The organism is Pseudomonas piscis (genome assembly GCF_009380155.1).
Classification (GTDB): Bacteria; Pseudomonadota; Gammaproteobacteria; order Pseudomonadales; family Pseudomonadaceae; genus Aquipseudomonas; species Aquipseudomonas piscis.
On record NZ_WHUV01000004.1, the window covers coordinates 1 to 21,421 of the forward strand.

Below are 21,421 nucleotides of genomic sequence, written 5' to 3' on the forward strand. Positions count from 1 at the left end.
ATGGTGGCTTCAACCTTGCCCGCGTCTTTGTACACATCATCTGCCGGGGCAGGGACGGTCACGGTGCCAGTGGTTTTACCGGCTTCGATGGTGATCACTGCGCCGTTGGACAAGGTCACGGTGACCGGAGTACCGGCAGCGTTGGTCAAGGTGGCGGTGTAGGTGATCTGGCCACCTTCGGCGACCGTACCAGTAGCACTCAGGCTCAGACCAGTGTCATCAACAGTGTCAGTGACGTTGGTATTCACCGGGGTCTTATCGGCGACCAGGTTCTCGTAGTTGCCACCGCTCACATTGGTGATGGCGTTGGTGACAGAGCTGTGACCAACCAGGGCATCGTTTGGTGCAGTGACGTTGATCGAGGCAGTGGTTTCACCGACTGGGATAGTGATCTTTTCACCATTGGCCAGGGTTACGGTCACAGGCGAACCGGTGACTGGTGCGGTCACGGTGACGGTGTAGGTGATCTGGCCACCTTCAGCTGCCGAAGGAGTCGCCTTCAACGATACGGTGGAGTCGTCGATGGTGTCAGTGACGTTGGTGACGGCTGGGGCTGGATTGGTAACCAGGTTCTCGAAGTTGCCGCCTTCAGCCTTGGTAATGGTCGTTTCAACCTTGCCCGCGTCTTTGTAGACGTCATCGGCCGGTGCTGGAACGGTGACGGTACCGGTGGTTTTACCCGCTTCAATGGTGATGACCGCGCCGTTGCTCAGGGTCACGGTGACCGGAGTACCGGCAGCGTTGGTCAAGGTAGCGGTGTAGGTGATTTGGCCACCTTCGGCGACCGTACCAGTAGCGCTCAAGCTCAAACCAGTGTCGTCGACGGTATCGGTGACGTTGGTATTAACTGGAGTCTTATCGGCGACCAAGTTCTCGTAGTTGCCGCCGCTCACATCGGTGATGGAGTTGGTCACCGAAGTGTGGCCAACCAGCGCGTCGTTTGGTGCAGTGATGTTGATCGAGGCGGTGGTTTCACCGACTGGGATGGTGATTTTTTCACCATTGGCCAGGGTTACGGTCACAGGCGAGCCAGTCACAGGTGCAGTGACGGTCACTGTGTAGGTGATCTGTCCACCTTCAGCTGCCGACGGAGTCGCTTTCAACGACACAGTCGAGTCGTCGATGGTGTCAGTGACGTTGGTGACGGCCGGCGCTGGGTTGGTAACCAGGTTCTCGAAATTACCGCCTTCAGCCTTGGTAATGGTGGCTTCAACCTTGCCAGCATCCTTGTACACATCATCTGCCGGGGCAGGGACGGTGACGGTACCAGTGGTTTTACCCGCCTCGATGGTGATTACGGCGCCGTTGCTCAGGGTCACGGTCACCGGAGTGCCGGCGGCGTTGGTCAAGGTGGCGGTGTAGGTGATCTGGCCACCTTCGGCCACGGTTCCGGTGGCGGACAGCGTCAAACCAGTGTCATCAACGGTATCGGTGACGTTGGTATTAACTGGAGTCTTATCGGCGACCAAGTTCTCGTAGTTACCGCCAGTCACATCGGTGATGGAGTTGGTCACCGAAGTGTGGCCAACCAGCGCGTCGTTCGGTGCAGTAACGTTGATCGAAGCAGTGGTTTCACCGACTGGGATGGTGATTTTTTCACCGTTGGCCAACGTGACGGTCACAGGAGAACCGGTGACTGGGGCAGTCACGGTTACGGTGTAGGTGATCTGTCCACCTTCAGCTGCCGAAGGCGTTGCCTTCAGCGATACAGTCGAGTCGTCGATGGTGTCGGTCACGTTAGTGACCGCTGGCGCCGGGTTGGTAACCAGGTTCTCGAAGTTGCCGCCTTCGGCCTTGGTGATGGTCGCTTCGACTTTACCGGCATCTTTATAGACGTCATCGGCCGGCGCCGGAACAGTGACGGTACCGGTGGTCTTGCCTGCTTCGATAGTGATTACGGCGCCGTTGGACAGAGTCACGGTAACCGGAGTACCGGCAGCGTTGGTCAGTGTCGCGGTGTAGGTGATCTGGCCACCTTCGGCCACGGTTCCGGTGGCCGAAAGGCTGAGGCCAGTGTCATCGACGGTGTCAGTGACGTTGGTATTCACCGGGGTCTTATCGGCGACCAGGTTCTCGTAGTTACCACCACTCACATCGGTGATCGAGTTGGTGACGGAGCCATGGCCAACCAGTGCGTCGTTCGGTGCTGTGATGTTGATCGAGGCGGTGGTTTCACCCACTGGAATGGTGATTTTTTCACCATTGGCCAACGTGACGGTCACAGGAGAACCGGTGACTGGGGCAGTCACGGTTACGGTGTAGGTGATCTGTCCACCTTCAGCGGCCGATGGGGTCGCCTTCAACAATACGGTGGAGTCGTCGATGGTGTCAGTGACGTTGGTGACGGCTGGGGCTGGATTGGTAACCAGGTTCTCGAAGTTGCCGCCTTCAGCCTTGGTAATGGTCGTTTCAACCTTGCCCGCGTCTTTGTAGACGTCATCTGCCGGGGCAGGGACGGTGACGGTACCAGTGGTTTTACCGGCTTCAATGGTGATTACGGCGCCGTTGCTCAGGGTCACGGTCACCGGAGTGCCGGCAGTGTTGGTCAGGGTGGCGGTGTAAATAATGGAACCGCCTTCAGCCACAGTCCCGGTAGCGGACAGGGTCAAACCAGTGTCATCAACGGTGTCGGTAACGTTGGTGTTAACCGGGGTTTTATCGGCGACCAGGTTCTCGTAGTTACCGCCACTTACGTCAGTGATCGAGTTAGTGACGGAAGAGTGACCAACCAGGGCGTCGTTCGGGGCTGTGACGTTGATCGAAGCAGTGGTTTCACCGACTGGGATGGTGATCTTTTCGCCATTGGCCAAAGTGACAGTCACAGGCGAACCTGTCACAGGTGCAGTGACGGTAACGGTATAGGTGATCTGTCCACCTTCAGCCGCCGATGGGGTCGCCTTGAGCGACACCGTCGAATCATCGATGGTGTCAGTGACGTTGGTGACGGCTGGGTCTGGATTGGTCACCAGATTTTCGAAGTTACCGCCTTCGGCTTTGGTGATGGTCGCTTCGACCTTACCGGCATCTTTGTAGACATCGTCTGCCGGCGCTGGAACGGTGACGGTACCGGTGGTCTTGCCAGCTTCAATGGTGATCACTGCGCCGTTGGACAAGGTCACGGTGACCGGAGTACTGGCAGCATTGGTCAAGGTAGCGGTGTAAACAATGGAACCGCCTTCTGCCACAGTTCCGGTGGCCGAAAGGCTGAGCCCAGTGTCGTCGACAGTGTCGGTGACATTGGTGTTAACCGGCGTTTTATCGGCGACCAAGTTCTCGTAGTTACCGCCACTCACATCAGTGATGGAGTTAGTGACGGAAGAGTGACCAATCAGTGCGTCGTTTGGAGCGGTGACGTTGATCGAAGCAGTGGTTTCACCGACTGGGATAGTGATCTTTTCACCATTGGCCAGGGTTACGGTCACAGGCGAGCCGGTAACTGGCGCGGTCACGGTGACGGTGTAAGTGATTTGACCGCCCTCAGCCGCCGAAGGTGTTGCCTTCAACGACACGGTCGAATCATCGATAGTGTCGGTAACTTCAGTAACAGCCGGAGTTGTACTCGGCACCAAGTTCTCGAAGTTGCCGCCTTCAGCCTTGGTGATAGTGGCTTCGACTTTGCCGGCATCTTTGTAGACGTCATCGGCAGGCGCCGGAACAGTGACTGTACCGGTGGTTTTACCCGCTTCAATGGTGATGACCGCGCCGTTGCTCAGGGTCACGGTGACCGGAGTACCGGCAGCGTTGGTCAAGGTAGCGGTGTAAATAATGGAACCGCCTTCGGCGACAGTCCCGGTAGCGCTCAAGCTCAGACCGGTGTCATCAACAGTGTCAGTGACGTTGGTATTAACTGGAGTCTTATCGGCGACCAAGTTCTCGTAGTTGCCACCGCTCACATCGGTGATGGAGTTGGTCACCGATGTGTGGCCAACCAGCGCGTCGTTTGGAGCAGTGACGTTGATCGAGGCAGTGGTTTCACCCACTGGAATGGTGATTTTTTCACCATTGGCCAACGTGACAGTCACAGGCGAGCCAGTCACAGGTGCAGTGACGGTCACGGTATAGGTGATCTGTCCACCTTCGGCTGCCGAAGGCGTTGCCTTCAGCGATACAGTCGAGTCGTCGATGGTGTCGGTCACGTTAGTGACCGCTGGCGCCGGGTTGGTAACCAGGTTCTCGAAGTTGCCGCCTTCGGCCTTGGTGATGGTCGCTTCGACTTTACCGGCATCTTTATAGACGTCATCGGCCGGCGCCGGAACAGTGACGGTACCGGTGGTCTTGCCTGCTTCGATAGTAATCACCGCACCGTTACTCAAAGTCACGGTGACCGGAGTACCAGCAGCATTGGTCAAGGTAGCGGTGTAGGTGATCTGGCCACCTTCGGCGACCGTACCAGTAGCGCTCAAGCTCAAACCAGTGTCGTCGACGGTATCGGTGACGTTGGTATTAACTGGAGTCTTATCGGCGACCAGGTTCTCGTAGTTACCGCCACTTACGTCAGTGATCGAGTTAGTGACGGAAGAGTGACCAACCAGGGCGTCGTTCGGGGCTGTGACGTTGATCGAGGCAGTGGTTTCACCCACTGGAATGGTGATCTTCTCGCCATTGGCCAACGTGACAGTCACAGGCGAACCAGTCACAGGTGCAGTGACGGTCACGGTATAGGTGATCTGGCCACCTTCGGCTGCCGAAGGGGTCGCCTTCAGCGATACGGTGGAGTCGTCGATGGTGTCAGTGACGTTGGTGACGGCTGGCGTCGTGCTCGGCACCAAGTTCTCGAAATTACCGCCTTCAGCCTTGGTGATGGTGGCTTCAACCTTGCCGGCGTCTTTATAGACGTCATCGGCAGGAGCCGGAACGGTGACGGTACCGGTAGTCTTGCCTGCTTCGATAGTAATCACCGCACCGTTGCTCAAAGTCACGGTGACAGGGGTACCAGCAGCATTGGTCAAGGTAGCTGTGTAGGTGATTTGGCCACCTTCGGCCACGGTTCCGGTGGCCGAAAGGCTGAGGCCAGTGTCATCGACGGTGTCAGTGACGTTGGTATTCACCGGGGTCTTATCGGCGACCAGATTCTCGTAGTTACCGCCAGTCACGTCAGTGATGGAGTTGGTGACGGAGGAGTGACCAACCAGCGCATCGTTTGGAGCGGTGACGTTGATCGAGGCGGTGGTTTCACCGACTGGGATGGTGATCTTTTCACCATTGGCCAAAGTGACAGTCACAGGCGAACCGGTGACTGGCGCGGTCACGGTGACGGTGTAAGTGATTTGACCGCCCTCAGCCGCCGACGGAGTCGCTTTCAACGACACGGTCGAATCATCGGTAGTGTCGGTAACTTCAGTAACAGCCGGAGTTGTACTCGGCACCAAGTTCTCGAAGTTGCCGCCTTCAGCCTTGGTGATAGTGGCTTCGACTTTGCCGGCATCTTTGTAGACGTCATCGGCAGGCGCCGGAACAGTGACTGTACCGGTGGTTTTACCCGCTTCAATGGTGATCACCGCGCCGTTGCTCAAAGTCACGGTCACCGGAGTACCGGCAGGATTGGTCAGTGTCGCGGTATAGGTGATCGAGCCACCTTCAGCCACGGTGCCGGTGGCACTCAAGCTCAGTCCAGTGTCGTCGATGGTGTCGGTAACCGTGGTCACCGCCTTATCGGGGCTGGGAACCAGGTTCTCGAAGTTGCCGCCATCGGCCTTGGTGATGCCGACTTCAACCTTGTCGCCATTCTTGTAGACATCATCGGCTGGTGCCGGGACGTTGATCGAACCGCTGGACTTGCCCGCCTCGATGGTGATCACCGAGCCGTTGGACAAGGTGATGGTCACCGGGGTCTGCGCCGGGTTGGTCAGGGTTGCGGTGTAGGTGATCTGCCCACCTTCGGTGACGCTGGCATCGGCGGTCAGGGTTACCGTGGTGGTGTCGATGGTATCGGTGACCTGGGTCACCGCCGGCTTCGGATCGACAGTGACCAGCAGGCCACCGCCGCCGGTGGTGCCGGTCACGCTTACGCTGATCTGGCCCGGGTCGATATAGACGTTGTCCTGGGGCGCCATGGGCACCTGTACGGTCCCGGTCAGCTGGCCGGCGCTGATCACGATGACCGCGCCATTGGACAGGGTGACGCTCAGGTCCGTGAGCGGAGCCTGGGTCACGGTGGCGGTATAGACCAGGGTGCCACCGGCTTCGGTAATGGTCGGGGTGGCGCTGAGGGTCAGGGTGGCCGGACGCAGGCTATCGCTGCCGCTGCCGCCACCATTGGCTGCACCCAAGCCGTTGCCGTTGGCGAGGCCGCCGAAGTTGTTGTCCAGGGCCGAAGTGGCCCGGCCCAGGCCGGCAGTCGGGAAGCCGATAGTGGGATCTACCCGGCCGGCGGTTTCCTGCAATTGGACGAAGCTGTGGCCACCTCCGGCATTGCCTCCGGTACCGGCAGCGGTCGGGCCGGCGGCAGTGGCTTCAAGGTCGGTGGTCGGGTCGACGCCAGCGGCGATGGCCTGCTGCAGTTCTTCGACCGAAGGCGCGGCTTGCGCGGCGGCCTGGGCCAGGTCGGCGCCGGAGTCCGGAGCGGCACCGCTCCATTGAGTGTCGCGCCCCAGGTCGAGCGTACGGCCATCGGTCAGCTCCAGGCTGACGGCGCCCGCGGGACCGGTATCCACCTGGTCGCCCACGAACAAGCGGTCGCCCTCGATGAGTACACGCCGGATCCCTTCCGGGGATACCACGAAAACTTGACCGACAATGCTTTTGACGATGGCAACAACACTGCTCATTAAGGACTCTCCGGTGTACCGCTCATTCGACTTCCATGTACCGGCTCGGGCGCTGGCCGCAGCTCAGTCTGGGGGTACATTGCTGTGTATTTGGGAACGGGTAATTGACAGGGTGGCGTCAATATTTTGGCTATATTCTTTCGAAATTAAGTTTATGCCAAACTATTGACCTTATGGGTGCCATCCTAAACAATCGCTCTATTAATGTCACATTGATATTCACGCGGTAACCTGACTTGAAGTATGTGAACCAGTTCTTAGTTTGAACTTTCCGACAGACGGTCGTTGTGGTTGTAGTCATTCGATGTGGTTCCACGTTCTGACGTGAATCTGGACATGCCGTCCGAGGAAATTTCTTACCATGCGTTTTCACCTGTTCAAGGCCCTGCCCTTCGCTCTTGCCGCCAGTTTCGTACAGGCGCAGACACTCCCTGAAGCCATGCAGAAAGCACTGGATGTGCACCCGGAAATCCAGGCCGGCGTGAACAGCCGCCTGGCTGCCGATTACCAATTGAAAGCTGCCAAGGGTGGCTACCTGCCCCGTGTCGACATGCTCGCCGGCTATGGCCGTGAAGGCACCGATAACCCTTCTACGCGTGCGGGTACTGGCAGCAATCACTGGGAGAGCATGACCCGTGGTGAGTCAAGTTTACGTCTTCAGCAGATGGTTTTTGACGGTTTTGCCACTTCCAGCGAGGTGGGGCGTCAACAAGCCACCGTCAACTCCCGGGCCTATTCTCTGCTGGGCACTTCCGAGCGCACCGGCCTGACCGTGGCCCAGGTGTACCTGGACGTGCTGACCCGTCGCCAGTTCGTCCAGTTGGCCGAAGACAACCTGCGCAACCACGAACGTATCTACGACCAGATCAAGCTGCGCACCCAGCGTGGCGTAGGCAGCGGCGCCGACCTCGACCAGGCTGAAGCGCGCCTGGCCCAGGCCCGCAACAACCTGATCACCGAGCAGACCAACCTGGCCGACGCCCAGACCAACTACCTGAGTGCGGTAGGGGAGCTGCCCGACCAGCTGGAGCGTCCTGCCAGCTTCATGGCGATGATGCCGGCCAACCTCGACGAGGCTCGCCGCCAGATGCTGGAGAACAGCCCGATCCTGCGTTCGGCCGAGTCCGATATCGTGGCGGCCGAGAAGCAGTACGAAGCGGCCAAGTCGGCGTTCTACCCACGTTTCGATGCGGAACTGGGACGCACCGCGGACAACGACCTGGACGGCCAGAACGGCCACAACAACGAATGGCAGGCCATGCTGCGCATGCGCTTCAACCTGTTCGCCGGCGGCAGCAACAAGGCTGACCTGGAATCCAAGGCCTACCAGTCGAACCAGGCCCTGGATATCCGCAACAATGCCCTGCGGGTGCTGAACGAAGAGCTGGGCCTGGCCTGGAACGCCATGAACAACGCCAACTCCCAGGTGCCGATCGCCCAGGAATACGTCGATCGCAGTACCGCGGTGCGTACCGCCTACCAGAAGCAGTTCAGCCTGGGCGAGCGTACCTTGCTGGACTTGCTCGACAGTGAAAACGAACTGTTCACCGCTTCCCGTCGCCTGGCCGAGATCAAGAACATTCAGTTATTTACTCAGTATCGAATCAAGGCGACCATTGGCGAGTTGCTCAAGAGCCAGGGAGTGGTCGCACCCATGGCTTCCGTCGTGCAGAACGACGTGAAGCCCAAGGTCCAGCTGCCTGGGATGAATTGAGCTAATTTCATCCTTATAGCCAGCCAAGAGTGTCGAGAGTGGAATCAGAAGTCCGTCGAGTGCAGCTCCATCATGATCCACGCGGTATGCATGACGACCCTTTGCTGGACGGTTTGCTGACCCTCTGCTTCTTGCACCAGAAGCCCGCCAGCGCGGCAATGCTGACCACCGGCCTGCCATTGCCGTCCCAGCGCCTGAGCGCCGCGCTGCTGCCTCGCGCAGCGGCCCGGGCCGGGCTCCAGGGCCGCGTCCTGCGGCGCAAGCTGGAACAGATCCCGAGCATCGCCATGCCCGCCCTGCTGTTGCTCAAGGACGGCCGCAGCGCCGTGCTGCTGGGCTGGCAGGGCGATGACCAGGCACGGCTGTTGCTCAGCGAGAGCGATGGCGGCGAGGTCTGCGTCAACCGCGAGCTGCTGGCCGACGACTATATCGGGCAGGTGTTCTTCGCCCAGCCCCAGCACAAGTTCGACGTCAACCACGGTTCGCTGATCCCTCGGGCCCGCTCCTGGTTCCGCGATACCCTCAAGCGCTCGCGCTGGCTGTACATCGATGCCGTCGCCGCCAGCCTGCTGATCAACATCATCGCCATGGCCGCGCCGCTGTTCGTGATGAACGTCTACGACCGGGTGGTGCCCAACCAGGCGACCGCGACCCTGTGGATGTTGTCCATCGGCATCATCGGCGCCTATGTCTTCGACCTGATCCTCAAGGGCTTGCGCAGCCTGTGCCTGGACCTTGCCGGGAAGAAGACCGACCTGATCATCTCCGCCACGCTGTTCGAGCGCATCGTCGGCATGGCCATGAAGTACCGGCCCCCGCGGGTCGGCAGCTTCGCCCAGAACATCCACGAGTTCCAGAGCCTGCGGGACTTCCTTGCCTCGCTGACCCTTACCAGTCTCATCGACCTGCCCTTCACCCTGCTGATCTTCCTGGTGATCGCCATCCTCGGCGGGCACCTGGTGTGGATCCCGGTGCTGGCCTTCCCCATCGCCCTGGGTATCGGCTATGCGTTGCAGAAGCCCCTGGTGGCGACCATGGAGAAGACCATGGCCCTGGGCGCCGAGCGCCAGTCGAGCCTGATCGAGACCCTGGCCGGGCTGGATGCGGTCAAGGTCAACAACGCCGAGAGCGAGCGCCAGTACCAGTGGGAGCAGACCATCGGCACCCTCAGCCGCCTCGAGCTGCGGGTCAAGATGCTCTCCAGCCTGGCGATGAACATCACCCTGCTGATCCAGCAACTGGCCGGGGTGGTGATGATCATCTTCGGCGTGTACCAGATCATCGACGGCAACCTCAGCATGGGCGGCCTGATCGCCTGCTACATGCTCAGCGGCCGGGCCCTGAGCCCGCTGGCTTCGCTGTCCGGCCTGCTGACCCGCTACCAGCAGGCCCGCGTCACCATGACCTCGGTGGACCAGATGATGGAGCTGCCCCAGGAGCGCAACTTCGGCGAGCGTCCGCTGAGCCGTAGCGTGCTGCAGGGCGCCATCGAATGCCGGCAGCTGAACTTCACCTACCCGGGCCAGCAGAATCCGGCGCTGAAGAACATCAACCTGGTGATCAAGCCGGGCGAGAAGGTCGGCATCATCGGCCGCAGCGGCTCGGGCAAGAGCTCCCTGGCCAAGTTGCTGGTGGGCCTCTACCAGGCCGACTCCGGAGCCTTGCTGGTGGACGGCGTGGACATCCGCCAGATCGACGTCAGCGAGTTGCGCCACAACATCGGCTACGTGCCCCAGGACATCCAGCTGCTGGCCGGCAGCCTGCGCGACAACCTGACTTCCGGCGCCCGCTACGTCGAGGACGAGCTGGTGCTGCAGGCCGCCGAGCTGGCTGGGGTCCACGAATTCGCCCGCCTGCATCCCCAGGGGTACGAGCTGCAAGTTGGCGAGCGCGGGCAGAACCTGTCCGGCGGCCAGCGGCAGAACGTCGCCCTAGCCCGCGCCCTGTTGCTCAACCCGCAGATCCTGCTGCTCGACGAGCCCACCAGCGCCATGGACAACACCGGTGAGGAGCGCTTGAAACAGCGCCTGGAAGCGGTGGTGCAGACCAAGACCGTGGTCCTGGTGACCCATCGGGCCTCGCTGTTGTCGTTGGTCGACCGGCTGCTGGTGGTCGACCGTGGGCAGATCCTGGCCGATGGTCCGAAAGCAGTGGTCATGGAAGCGTTGAAGAAGGGGCAGATCAGTGTTGCTTAAGCCGGAAATCAGGGACTCGATCCGCCGTTATTTCAAGGGCAGCGATTCCCTCCAGGGGCAGCCGCTGCCCGAGGTCAACAAGGCCCTGATCGAAGATACGCCACGGGTCATCCGCCTGACCATCTGGGGCATCATCGCCTTCTTCCTGTTCATGCTGCTGTGGGCCAACTTCGCGGTGATCGACGAAGTGACCAAGGGCGAGGGCAAGGCGATTCCTTCCTCCAAGGTGCAGAAGATCCAGAACCTTGAAGGCGGGATCGTTGCCGAGCTGTACGTCAAGGAAGGCCAGGTGGTGGAGGCCGGTGCGCCGCTGATCCGGCTGGACGACACGCGCTTCCAGTCCAACGTCGGCGAGACTGAGACCGTGCGCCTGTCCATGCTGCTGCGGGTCGAGCGCCTGAGCGCCGAGGTGGAGGAGCGTCCGCTGAATTTCCCCGAGGAAGCGCTGCGGGATGCCCCGGGCCAGGCGGCCAGCGAGAAGTCCCTGTACGAAAGCCGGCGCCAGCAGCTGCATGACGAGATTGGCGGCATGCAGGAGCAACTGATCCAGAAGCAGCAGGAGCTGCGCGAGTTCAACTCCAAGCAGGCGCAATACCGCCAGCAACTGGGCCTGCAACGCCAGGAAATCAACATGTCCGAGCCGCTGGTGGCCCAGGGCGCGGTGTCGCCGGTGGAAGTGCTGCGGCTCAAGCGGGCCGAGGTCGAGACCCGTGGCCAGTTGGACGCCACTACCCTGGCGATTCCCCGCGCCGAGTCGGCGATCAAGGAAGTGCAGCGCAAGATCGACGAAACCCGCGGCAAGTTCCGCAGCGAGGCCCTGACCCAGCTCAACGAGGCCCGCACCGAACTGAACAAGGCCAGCGCCACCGGCAAGGCCCTGGAGGACCGGGTCAGCCGGACCATGGTCACAACGCCGGTGCGCGGCATCGTCAAGCAGTTGATGGTCAACACCATCGGCGGGGTGATCCAGCCGGGCAGCGACATGGTGGAAATCGTGCCGCTGGACGACACCTTGCTGGTGGAAGCCAAGATCCGTCCCCAGGACATCGCCTTCCTGCACCCGGGGCAAGAGGCGATCGTCAAGTTCAGCGCCTATGACTACACCATCTACGGCGGCCTCAAGGCCCGCCTGGAGCAGATCGGCGCCGACACCATCACCGACGAAGACAAGAAGACCACCTACTACATGATCAAGCTGCGTACCGAGCGCAGCCACCTGGGCAGTGACGACAAGCCGCTGCTGATCATCCCCGGGATGGTGGCCTCGGTGGACATCATCACCGGCAAGAAGAGCATCCTCAGCTACCTGCTCAAGCCGATCATCCGCGCCCGCGCCGAAGCCCTGCACGAACGCTGATCCCTTCCCTGCACCATGCTTGTTCGCCGGACGGCCCTTCGGGGCCGCCTGTCCCGGCAAGCCGTGGCGTGGGTTGATCCCGCTCAGGATCGCGACCCGCAAGCCTGCTAGGATTGCGTTCCAGTCATCATCGATCAGTCATGAGTGCTCAACATGCAACTTCCGGACATGAATCTCCTCGTGGCCCTCGACATCCTGCTGGACGAGGGCAGCGTGGTGGGCGCCGCGCGCCGCATGAACCTCAGCCCGGCGGCCATGAGCCGGACCCTGACGCGAATCCGCGAAGCCCTGGGCGATCCGGTGCTGGTGCGCGCCGGGCGCGGCTTGGTGCCGACGCCCAAGGCCTTGGAACTGCGGGCCCAGGTGCATGATCTGGTGGAGCAGGCAGCACTGGTGTTCCGTTCGGCGGACACCATCGATCTCGCCTCGCTGCAGCGACGCTTCAGCGTGCGTGCCAACGACTTCTTCGTCGGTGTGTACGGTGGCCGCCTGATCGATATCCTGGAGCGCCACGCGCCGCTGTGCGAGCTGCGCTTCGTCCCCGAAGGCGATGGCGATGACGAGGCCCTGCGCGAAGGACGGATCGACCTGCGCATCAGCAATACCCGGCCCCTGAGCCCGGAAGTGAAGGTGCAGAACCTGTTCACCACCAATTTCGTCGGACTGGTGCGCGAAGACCACCCGGTGCTGGCCGAAGAGATCACCGCCGAGCGGTTTGCCGCCTATCCCCACATCAGCATGTCCCGCCGCGGCATCGCCCGTGGGCCGATCGACGTGGCGCTGGCCGAACAGGGGCTCAAGCGTCGGGTGCCGATGATCGCTCCGGGCTTCCACGCCGCAATGTTCATGCTGCCGGACTCGGACCTGATCCTGCCGGTGCCCAAGGAGACCCAGTTCAGCGTTCGGCGCCTGGGGCTACGGCTGCGCTCCTTCGTTTTGCCGATCTCCCTGCCGACCCTGATCCTCACCCAGTCCTGGCACCCGCGCTACGACAAGGACCAGGCCCACAAGTGGTTTCGCGAAGTGGTCCGCACCTGCTGCCACGAGACCTGGAAGCAAGCCCAGCAGGGTGGCTGAAGCAGGGGCGCCGATCATTGCGTTTGGTGCATTTATTAAGTTCCGATAAGTCAGTTTTCGTCAGCACTGGCTGTTCATAAACTGCTCTGGTATTTCCTTACCTGGAGCAGTACGTCCATGAGTTCCCTCGCTGTCGCTGCGCCTGCTTCGGTCGAAGCCGCCAGCAAGCCGGCAGCCCCTCCTGCGCAAACCTTCGGGCTGCGGATCGTCATCGGCCTGGTGGGTGTCCTGCTGGCGGTGCTGGTCTCCGGCCTCAACGAGATGGTGACCAAGATCGCCCTGGCGGATATCCGCGGCGCGCTGTTCATCGGCTATGACGAAGGCACCTGGCTGGTGGCCTGCTACACCGCCACCTCGGTGGCTGCCATGGCGTTCGCGCCCTGGTGTTCGGTGACCTTTTCCCTGCGGCGCTTCACCCTCTGTGCCATCGCGCTGTTCACCCTGCTGGGGATCTTGTGTCCCTTCGCCCCCAACTACGAGAGCCTGTTGCTCCTGCGGACCCTGCAAGGCCTGGCCGGCGGCGCCTTGCCGCCGATGCTGATGACCGTGGCCCTGCGTTTCCTGCCGGCCAACATCAAGCTCTATGGCCTGGCCGGCTATGCCCTGACCGCCACCTTCGGCCCGAGCCTGGGCACGCCGCTGGCGGCGCTGTGGACCGAATACGTGGGCTGGCGCTGGGCCTTCTGGCAAGTGGTGGTGCCGTGCCTGCTGGCCATGGCGGCGGTCGCCTACGGCCTGCCCCAGGACCCGCTGCGCCTCGAGCGTTTCAAGCAGTTCAACTGGCGAGGCCTGCTGCTGGGCTTCCCGGCGATCTGCATGCTGGTGATCGGCATCCTGCAGGGCAATCGCCTGGACTGGTTCGAGTCGCCATTGATCACCCTGTTGCTCGGAGGCGGCCTGATCCTGCTGGTGCTGTTCATGATCAATGAATGGTCGCAGCCGATTCCCTTCTTCAAGCTGCAGATGCTGGGCATCCGCAACCTGTCGTTTTCCCTGCTGACCCTGGCCGGGGTGCTGGTGGTGCTCACCGCGGTGATCATCATTCCGTCTGCCTACCTGGCCCAGGTCCAGGGCTACCGGCCGTTGCAGACGGCGCCGGTGATGCTGGTGATGGCCTTGCCGCAACTGATCGCCCTGCCGCTGGTGGCGGCCCTGTGCAACCTGCGCTGGGTCGACTGCCGCTGGGTGCTGGGGATCGGCCTGGGCATGCTGACCCTGTCGTGCCTGGGCGGTACGCACCTGACTTCGGTATGGATCCGCGACGATTTCTATGTGCTGCAACTGCTGCAGATCTTCGGCCAGCCGATGGCGGTGCTGCCCTTGCTGATGCTCGCCACCGGCAGCATCGCGCCGGTGGAGGGGCCTTTCGCCTCGTCCTGGTTCAACACGGTCAAGGGCCTGGCGGCGGTGATCGCCACCGGGGTCCTGGACGTGCTGACCACCCACCGCCTGCACCTGCACTCCACCATGCTGGTGGACAGCCTGGGCAACTCGCCCCTGGTGGACGACCGGGTGCCCGGCCTGGCCGCGCGCCTGCACCAGCAGGCGCTGGTCCTGACCTCCGCCGACCTCTATTTCTGCATGGCAGGGGTGGCCGCTGCGCTGATCCTGCTGATTTTCTGGCTGCCGACGCGGATCTATCCACCGCGGGCGCCTGTTTGAACGCTGATTGATACGGAAGAATTCCCATGACTATTGCAAGCAAAGACAAGATCGCCGTCGCGGTGGCGGCGGTAGCGGCCCTCGGCGTGCTCGCCTACCTGGTGGCGCCGGGGCTGTTCGGCCGCTCCAGCGAACAGAGCACCAACGATGCCTTCATCGCCGCCGACTACACCCTGGTGGCGCCCCGTGTGGCGGGGTTCATCAAGGAGGTGCTGGTGGAAGACAACCAGCAGGTCAAGGCCGGGCAACTGCTGGCGCTGATCGATGATCGCGACCTGCGGGCCGCGGCCCAGGCGGCGGACGCCGAGACCCTGGTGGCCAAGGCGCAATTGCAGAACGCCCGGGCGACCCTGGACCGCCAGAGCTCGGTGATCGCCCAGGCCCAGGCCGCGGTGGTGGCTGCCCGGGCCGAGTTGGATTTCGCCCAGCATGAACTCAATCGCTACAACCACCTGGCCGGGGTCGGCGCCGGCACCGTGCAGAACGCCCAGCAAGCACGTACCCGCATCGACCAGGCCAGCGCCCGGTTGGCGACGACCACGGCGGCCCTGGCGGCGGAACGCAAGCAGGTGGAAATCCTCACCGCCCAGCGCGATGCCGCCGAAGGTGGCCTGAAACGGGCACAGGCGGCCCTGGAAATGGCCAGCTACGAGCTGTCCTACACCCGCATCGTCGCCCCGGTCGACGGCATGGTCGGCGAGCGCGCGGTGCGGGTCGGCGCCTACGTCACCCCCGGCAGCAAGATCCTTGCCGTGGTGCCATTGCAGCAGGCCTATGTCGTGGCCAACTTCCAGGAAACCCAGCTCACTGCCATGCACGCCGGGCAAGTGGTCGAGGTGCGTGTCGACAGCCTCGGCGGCGAGACCCTGCATGGCCGTGTCGAAAGCCTGGCCCCGGCCACTGGCGTGACCTTCGCCGCGGTGAAGCCGGACAACGCCACGGGCAACTTCACCAAGGTGGTGCAGCGCATCCCGGTGAAGATCCTCCTGGACCCCGACCAGCCCATGGCCGAGCGCCTGCGCGTGGGCATGTCGGTGGAAGCCAGCGTCGATACCCGCAGCTCCGCCACCAGCGCCCGTGAGGTGACCCAGCGATGAGCCGCGAATACAGCAGCCACGGAGCCCGTACTCTGCTGGCGGTGAGCTTGTTGGCGCTGGCGGCGTGCACTGTCGGCCCGGATTTCCAGCGGCCCCAAGCCACCCAGCTCCAGGCCTGGCCGACGCCGGCACAGGCCGCCGACAGCCAGGCGGTGGACAGCACCCTGCAAGAGCGCTGGTGGGAAGTGTTCGCCGACGCGCAACTGTCGGCCCTGAGCCGTCGGGCCCTGACCGACAACCTCGACTTGCAACTGGCCACCAGTCGCTTGCAGCAGAGCCGGGCAGCGCGCCAGGTGATCACCGCCCAGCGCTATCCCGGCACTGCCGCCAATGGCGGCTATGGACGCAAGCGCAACAGCAGCGAAGGCCTGAACGACCCTTCCGGGCACCAGGGCAAGTCCGACTTCAACCTCTGGGAAAGCGGTTTCTCGGCCTCCTGGGAGCTGGATTTCTGGGGCCGCGTGCGGCGCGAGACCGAGGCCGCCGATGCCAGCCTGGAGGTGGCGGAAAATGACCGGCGCGTAGTGTTGCTGTCGGTGCTGGCGGAAACCGCCCAGGACTACATCCAATTGCGCAGCGTGCAAAGCACCCGGGCCGTCACCGAGCAGAACCTGGAGGTCGCGCGCCACAGCCTGAAGCTTTCGCAATTGCGCCTGGCCGACGGGGTGGCCACCGACCTGGACGTGGCCGAGGCCGCGGCCCAGGTCGCCACCATCGAGGCGCGCCTGCCGGAGTTGCAGCAGCGCCAGGCGCAGTTGATCAATGCCCTGAGCCTGCTGTTGGGCGAGCCGCCCCAGGCCTTGCAGAAGGAGTTGGCCGGCGATGCGCCAGTGCCGCAGCCGCCGGTGCGGTTGGCGATCGGCCTGCCTTCGCAACTGGCCGAGCGCCGTCCAGACATCCGCCAGGCCGAGGCGCGGTTGCATGCGGCCACGGCCAGCATCGGCGTGGCCAAGGGGGATTTCTATCCGCGCATCACCCTGTCCGGCAACTTCGGCTCCCAGGCCATGCAGTTGGCGGACTTCGGCTCCTGGAACTCCCGGCAGTACAGCTTCGGCCCGCAGTTCAGCCTGCCGCTGTTCGACGGCGGTCGCCTGCGCGGCGTGCTCAAGCTGCGTGAAGCCCAGCAGCAGGAAGCGGCGGTGGCCTACCAGCAGACCGTGCTGCGGGCCTGGCATGAAATCGACGACCAGCTGACTCGCTACAACGCCAGCCAACTGCGGCGCGACAGCCTCGCCGAGGCGGTGCGGCAGAACCAGATCGCCCTGCGTACCGCGCAGCAGCAGTACATCGAGGGGGTGGTGGACTTCGTCAACGTCCTGACCGTGCAGGGCGCCTTGCTGGCCACCCAGGAACAGCTGGTGGAAAGCTCCGCCGGGGTATCCCTGGCCATGGTCGGTTTGTACAAGGCCCTGGGCGGTGGCTGGGAGTCGGTATACCCGCTCCAGGCGTCTGCCCCGGCCCGGTGAAAACGCGCTTTGCCTGGTTGTTGCAAAAAGTGTAATGATAATTGCTCTCAATCATGTGCGCGGTTCCATTCATGGAAGCAACGACTGACGGCAAAGCGCAGGTCCATCGCCTGTATCAGGATCATCATGGCTGGTTGCAGGGTTGGTTGCGCAAGCGCCTGGGCGATCGCGAGCATGCAGCCGACGTGGCGCAGGATACTTTCCTGCGCCTTTTGCTTTCCGGGCGTCTTCCCGGTCACCAGGAAGGTCGCAGCTACCTGGCGCAGATCGCGCGCAACCTGGTGATCGACCAATGGCGCCGCATGCGCATCGAGCGTGCCTACCTGGAAAGCATCGCCCATCTGCCGGAACCGCAGACGCCTTCGCTGGAAAGCCGCGCGCTGATTCTTGAAACCCTGATGCAGATCGACGCCATGCTCGATCGGATGCCCGACAAGGTCCGCCAGGCCTTTGTCATGTCGCAGTTCGAAGGGCTGGGCTACGCCCAGATCGCCGAGCGCCTGGAGGTGTCCGTCAGCTCGGTGCAGAAGTACATGATCCGGGCGATCCAGGCCTGTTATCAGGTGCTCTACGAAGAATGAAGGACCAGGCACCGATCGATCCCGCGGTGGTCGAGCAGGCCAGTGAGTGGCTGATGCTGCATTGGAACGGCGAGCTCGATGCAGCGCAGCGCGAGGCCTTTGCCGCCTGGCAGCGAGCCGATTCTGAGCATCGCCGGGCCTGGCAGCGCCTGCAGCAATTGCAACGGACCCTGGGCAGCGTGCCGGAGCATAGTTCCCATGTGCTGCTGGCCCAGCCTGTGGACCATCAGCGCCGCGCGGCGCTCAAGGTGCTTGGCCTGCTACTGATGGCCGGTGGCAGCGGTTACCTGGTGCAAGGCAGCCAGCCCTGGCGCGCGGCCTTCGCCGGGCAACATACCGCCACTGGCGAGATCCGCCACCTGACCCTGGACGATGGCAGTCTCCTGGAGCTCAACAGCGCCAGTGCCGTCGATGTCCTGTTCAGTGCCAGCGAAAGACGTATCCGCCTGGTCCAGGGAGAAATCCTGTTGACCAGCGGCCACGACCCGAGGCCGCTGATCGTCGAAACCCCCGCTGGCGATATTCAGGCCCTGGGCACGCGCTTTGCCGTCCGCGAGCTGGACGGTGGCACCCGCATCGACCTGTACGAGGGGGCGTTGCGTGTCAGCCCCAGGCACGCCCCGGCGTTGCAACTCAATGCCGGTGAACGCCTGTGGTTCCGCGCCGACCAGGTCTCGGCCAGGCAGGCGGCGCAACTCAATGCCAGCAGCTGGAGCCAGGGCCGCCTGGTGGCCGAGCGCCAACCGCTGGGGCAGTTCGTGGCCGAGCTGGCGCGGTATCGCCCGGGGATACTGCGCTGCGACGAACAAGTGGCCGGCTTGCTGCTCACAGGTGTCTTTCCCCTGGCGGACAGCGACGCAGTGCTCGCGGCCCTGGAGCGATCGTTGCCAGTGCAGGTGCACAGGGTGACCCGCTACTGGGTGACCCTCAAGCCGCGCGCCTGAAGAAAAAAGTTGTGCTGGTGGTTGTCGATATTCTCGAGCTGTCCGGGATACCTCATGAAACCGATCAAGACGCATTCTCATGGGGAGTTCAGGAATGCCTTACCAGACCGTCGCATCCATCTTGACCCCGGGCCCTGCTGCCCGACGCCGAGCCCTCATCGCCCTGCTGGCTATCGCTCCGGTGATGCCAGGCCTGGCCCTGGCCGATAGCGCCAGCCACAGCCAGGCGCGTGATTATCAGATCGCTGCAGGCAGTCTCGACCAGGTACTGAACAGTTTTGCCAGCGCCTCGGGAATCCTCCTGTCGGTGGATGCGAGCCTGACCGCCGGCAAGCACAGCGCTGGCCTGCAGGGCCGCTACGAGGTCGCCCAGGGCTTGCAAGCGCTGCTGGCCGGGAGTGGCTTGCAGGCGGTGCAGAGCGGTTCCAGCTGGAGCCTGCAACCTTTGCCCCAGGATGGGGGGCTGCAACTGTCTCCCACGCGGGTAGGCGCTACCCAATTCGACGAGGATGCCTGGGGCGCGGTGCCGGGGCTGGTGGCCAAGCGCAGCGCCACGGGCAGCAAGACCGATTCGGCACTGGTGGAGATCCCGCAGACCATCAACGTGGTCGGCGCCAAGGAAATCAAGGCCCGCGGCGCCCACAGCGTGACCGAGGCTCTGCTGTACACGCCTGGCATGACCGGTGGCGGTTTCGCCGATCGGGTGAAGATCTTCGACGAACCCACCTCCCGTGGCTTCGCCCCGATCCCCATGTACCTGGACGGCCTGCACCTGCCCTATGGCGGCGGCAGCACCGGTGGTGCCCTGCAGATCGAGCCGTATTCCCTGGAGCGCATCGAGGTGCTCAAGGGGCCGGCTTCGGTGCTGTACGGGCAGAACCAGCCGGGCGGTATCGTCAACATGGTCAGCAAGCGACCCACTGCCACGCCTTTGCACCAGTTGGTCCTGGAGGCCGGCAGCTACGACCACAAGAGCATCGCCTTGGACCTGGGCGGCCCGCTGGATGAGCAGGGGCAGTTCCTCTATCGCCTGACCGGTCTGGCCAACGACAGCCAGGCGGAAATCGACTACGTCCAGCAGCAGCGCCAGTTCATCGCTCCCAGCCTGACCTGGCGGCCTGACGACGATACCCAGTTGACGCTGTTCGCCCAGTTCCAGAAGGACAACGACGTACCCGAGGCCCAGGGTCTGCCGAGCGTGGGCACGGTGTTTCGCAACCCCAATGGCAAGATCGATCGCGACCTGTTCCTTGGCGAGCCTGGGGTCAACGCCTATGACCGCCAGCAGTATGTATTGGGCTATGAGTTTTCCCATCGCTTGAACGACGTCTGGACCCTCAAGCAGAACGCTCGCTATGCCGATGTGGATGACCATTATCGTGCCCCGCTGCATGGCTACAGGTTCGTCAGCAACCCCAGGACCGGGCTCGACGACCAGCGCTACAGCACCCGCTACGGAGTGGACTGGAAGCAGCACAACAAGGTCTACGGCGTGGACAGCATCGCCCAGGCGGAATTCGATACCGGGCCTTTGCGCCATACCCTGGTGATGGGCCTGGACTACTACCATTCCAACTCGAAGTTCGATGGCAAGTACGACTTCAACCCGCCGATCATCGACCTCTTCACGCCCACCTATGGGCAGTCGCTGAATTTCGCGCGTCCTTACCAGTGGGACAACACCATCATCCAGACCGGCCTGTACCTGCAGGACCAGATCAAGTACGAGAAATGGGTGCTGGTGCTGGGCGGTCGCAAGGATTGGGCAGAGACCGACAACAAGGCGCCGCTCGGTGGTAGCCATACCAATGCCAGGGACCAGGCCTTCACTGGCCGTGCCGGGTTGGTGTACCTGTTCGACAATGGCCTGGCGCCCTTTGCCAGCTATTCGGAATCCTTCCTGCCGTTGAGCGGCACCGATGTGCATAACAGCGTGTTCGAACCGTCCACCGGCAAGCAGTACGAGGTGGGCATCAAGTACCAGCCGCCGGGCCAGGACAGCTTCGTGCAAGTGTCGGTCTATCAGCTGGACCAGGAGAACATGCTCAGCGTCGACTTGGCCAACCCCGGGTTCAATGTCCAGACCGGCTCGATTCGCTCCCGGGGCATCGAGTTCGAAGCCAAGGCCAGCCTCAGCGAATCCCTGGATATCACCGCCTCGGCGTCACGCAACGACATCAAGTACACCAAGGACAATGATGGGCGCGAAGGGCGGCACCCGGCGGGCATGCCTCCTTTGACCGCCTCGTTGTGGCTCAACTACACCCTCCTCGGTGACACACCCCTGGCGGGCCTCGGGGCGGGCGTGGGGACGCGCTACGTCAAAAGCAGCTATGGCACCGATTACGAGGGGGCGTTCCAGATTCCTTCCTACACCGTGTTCGATGCCAGCCTGTCCTATGACCTGGAAAAATCACCCCTGCAATGGAAGGGCGTGAAGCTGGCGCTGAACGTGAAGAACGTCACCGACAAGACCTATGTGGCCAATTGCACCAGTGACTGGGACTGCTACTACGGCGAGGGGCGCACCATGGTCTCGAGCCTGACCTACGACTGGTAAG

At 62.6% G+C, this 21,421-nt stretch carries 11 protein-coding genes; 10 read left to right on the plus strand and 1 reads right to left on the minus strand.

From position 1 onward, the window contains the following. On the minus strand, positions 1–6,767 hold a 6,767-nt coding region (locus GDH07_RS21945), incomplete at its 3' end, for a retention module-containing protein (RefSeq protein ID WP_152898917.1). Positions 6,768–7,128: 361 nt separating this feature from the next. Here GDH07_RS21945 and GDH07_RS21950 point away from each other — a divergent pair. From GDH07_RS21950 to GDH07_RS21995, 10 genes are all read left to right on the plus strand, one after another. Beyond that, complete coding sequence (locus tag GDH07_RS21950) at positions 7,129–8,481, plus strand: TolC family outer membrane protein (RefSeq protein WP_152898918.1); 1,353 nt, start codon at positions 7,129–7,131, stop codon at positions 8,479–8,481. A 38-nt stretch (positions 8,482–8,519) separates the two neighbouring features. Beyond that, positions 8,520–10,676, plus strand: a complete 2,157-nt coding sequence (locus GDH07_RS21955) for a type I secretion system permease/ATPase (protein ID WP_053132927.1) — start codon at positions 8,520–8,522, stop codon at positions 10,674–10,676. Beyond that, positions 10,666–12,033, plus strand: a complete 1,368-nt coding sequence (locus GDH07_RS21960) for an HlyD family type I secretion periplasmic adaptor subunit (RefSeq protein ID WP_022643252.1) — start codon at positions 10,666–10,668, stop codon at positions 12,031–12,033. Before GDH07_RS21955 ends, GDH07_RS21960 begins: the two co-directional genes overlap by 11 nt. A 153-nt stretch (positions 12,034–12,186) precedes the next feature. After that, complete coding sequence (locus tag GDH07_RS21965; protein WP_031321296.1) at positions 12,187–13,110, plus strand: LysR family transcriptional regulator; 924 nt, start codon at positions 12,187–12,189, stop codon at positions 13,108–13,110. 117 nt (positions 13,111–13,227) lie between these two features. Beyond that, complete coding sequence (locus tag GDH07_RS21970) at positions 13,228–14,772, plus strand: MFS transporter (RefSeq protein WP_152898920.1); 1,545 nt, start codon at positions 13,228–13,230, stop codon at positions 14,770–14,772. A 26-nt stretch (positions 14,773–14,798) separates the two neighbouring features. Then, positions 14,799–15,869 carry an HlyD family secretion protein gene (locus GDH07_RS21975; protein WP_152898921.1) on the plus strand — a complete coding sequence of 357 codons (1,071 nt, stop codon included), beginning with the start codon at positions 14,799–14,801 and terminating at the stop codon, positions 15,867–15,869. Then, positions 15,866–17,335, plus strand: a complete 1,470-nt coding sequence (locus GDH07_RS21980) for an efflux transporter outer membrane subunit (RefSeq protein WP_152898922.1) — start codon at positions 15,866–15,868, stop codon at positions 17,333–17,335. The genes GDH07_RS21975 and GDH07_RS21980 overlap by 4 nt, the downstream gene beginning before the upstream one ends. Before the next feature lie 71 nt (positions 17,336–17,406). Then, positions 17,407–17,916 carry a sigma-70 family RNA polymerase sigma factor gene (locus tag GDH07_RS21985; protein WP_152898923.1) on the plus strand — a complete coding sequence of 170 codons (510 nt, stop codon included), beginning with the start codon at positions 17,407–17,409 and terminating at the stop codon, positions 17,914–17,916. Next, positions 17,913–18,860: a FecR domain-containing protein gene (locus GDH07_RS21990; RefSeq protein ID WP_152898924.1), complete on the plus strand. Its 948-nt coding sequence runs from the start codon at positions 17,913–17,915 to the stop codon at positions 18,858–18,860. Before GDH07_RS21985 ends, GDH07_RS21990 begins: the two co-directional genes overlap by 4 nt. Positions 18,861–18,954: 94 nt before the next feature. Continuing rightward, positions 18,955–21,420: a TonB-dependent siderophore receptor gene (locus tag GDH07_RS21995; protein ID WP_152898925.1), complete on the plus strand. Its 2,466-nt coding sequence runs from the start codon at positions 18,955–18,957 to the stop codon at positions 21,418–21,420. Position 21,421 lies beyond the last annotated feature (1 nt).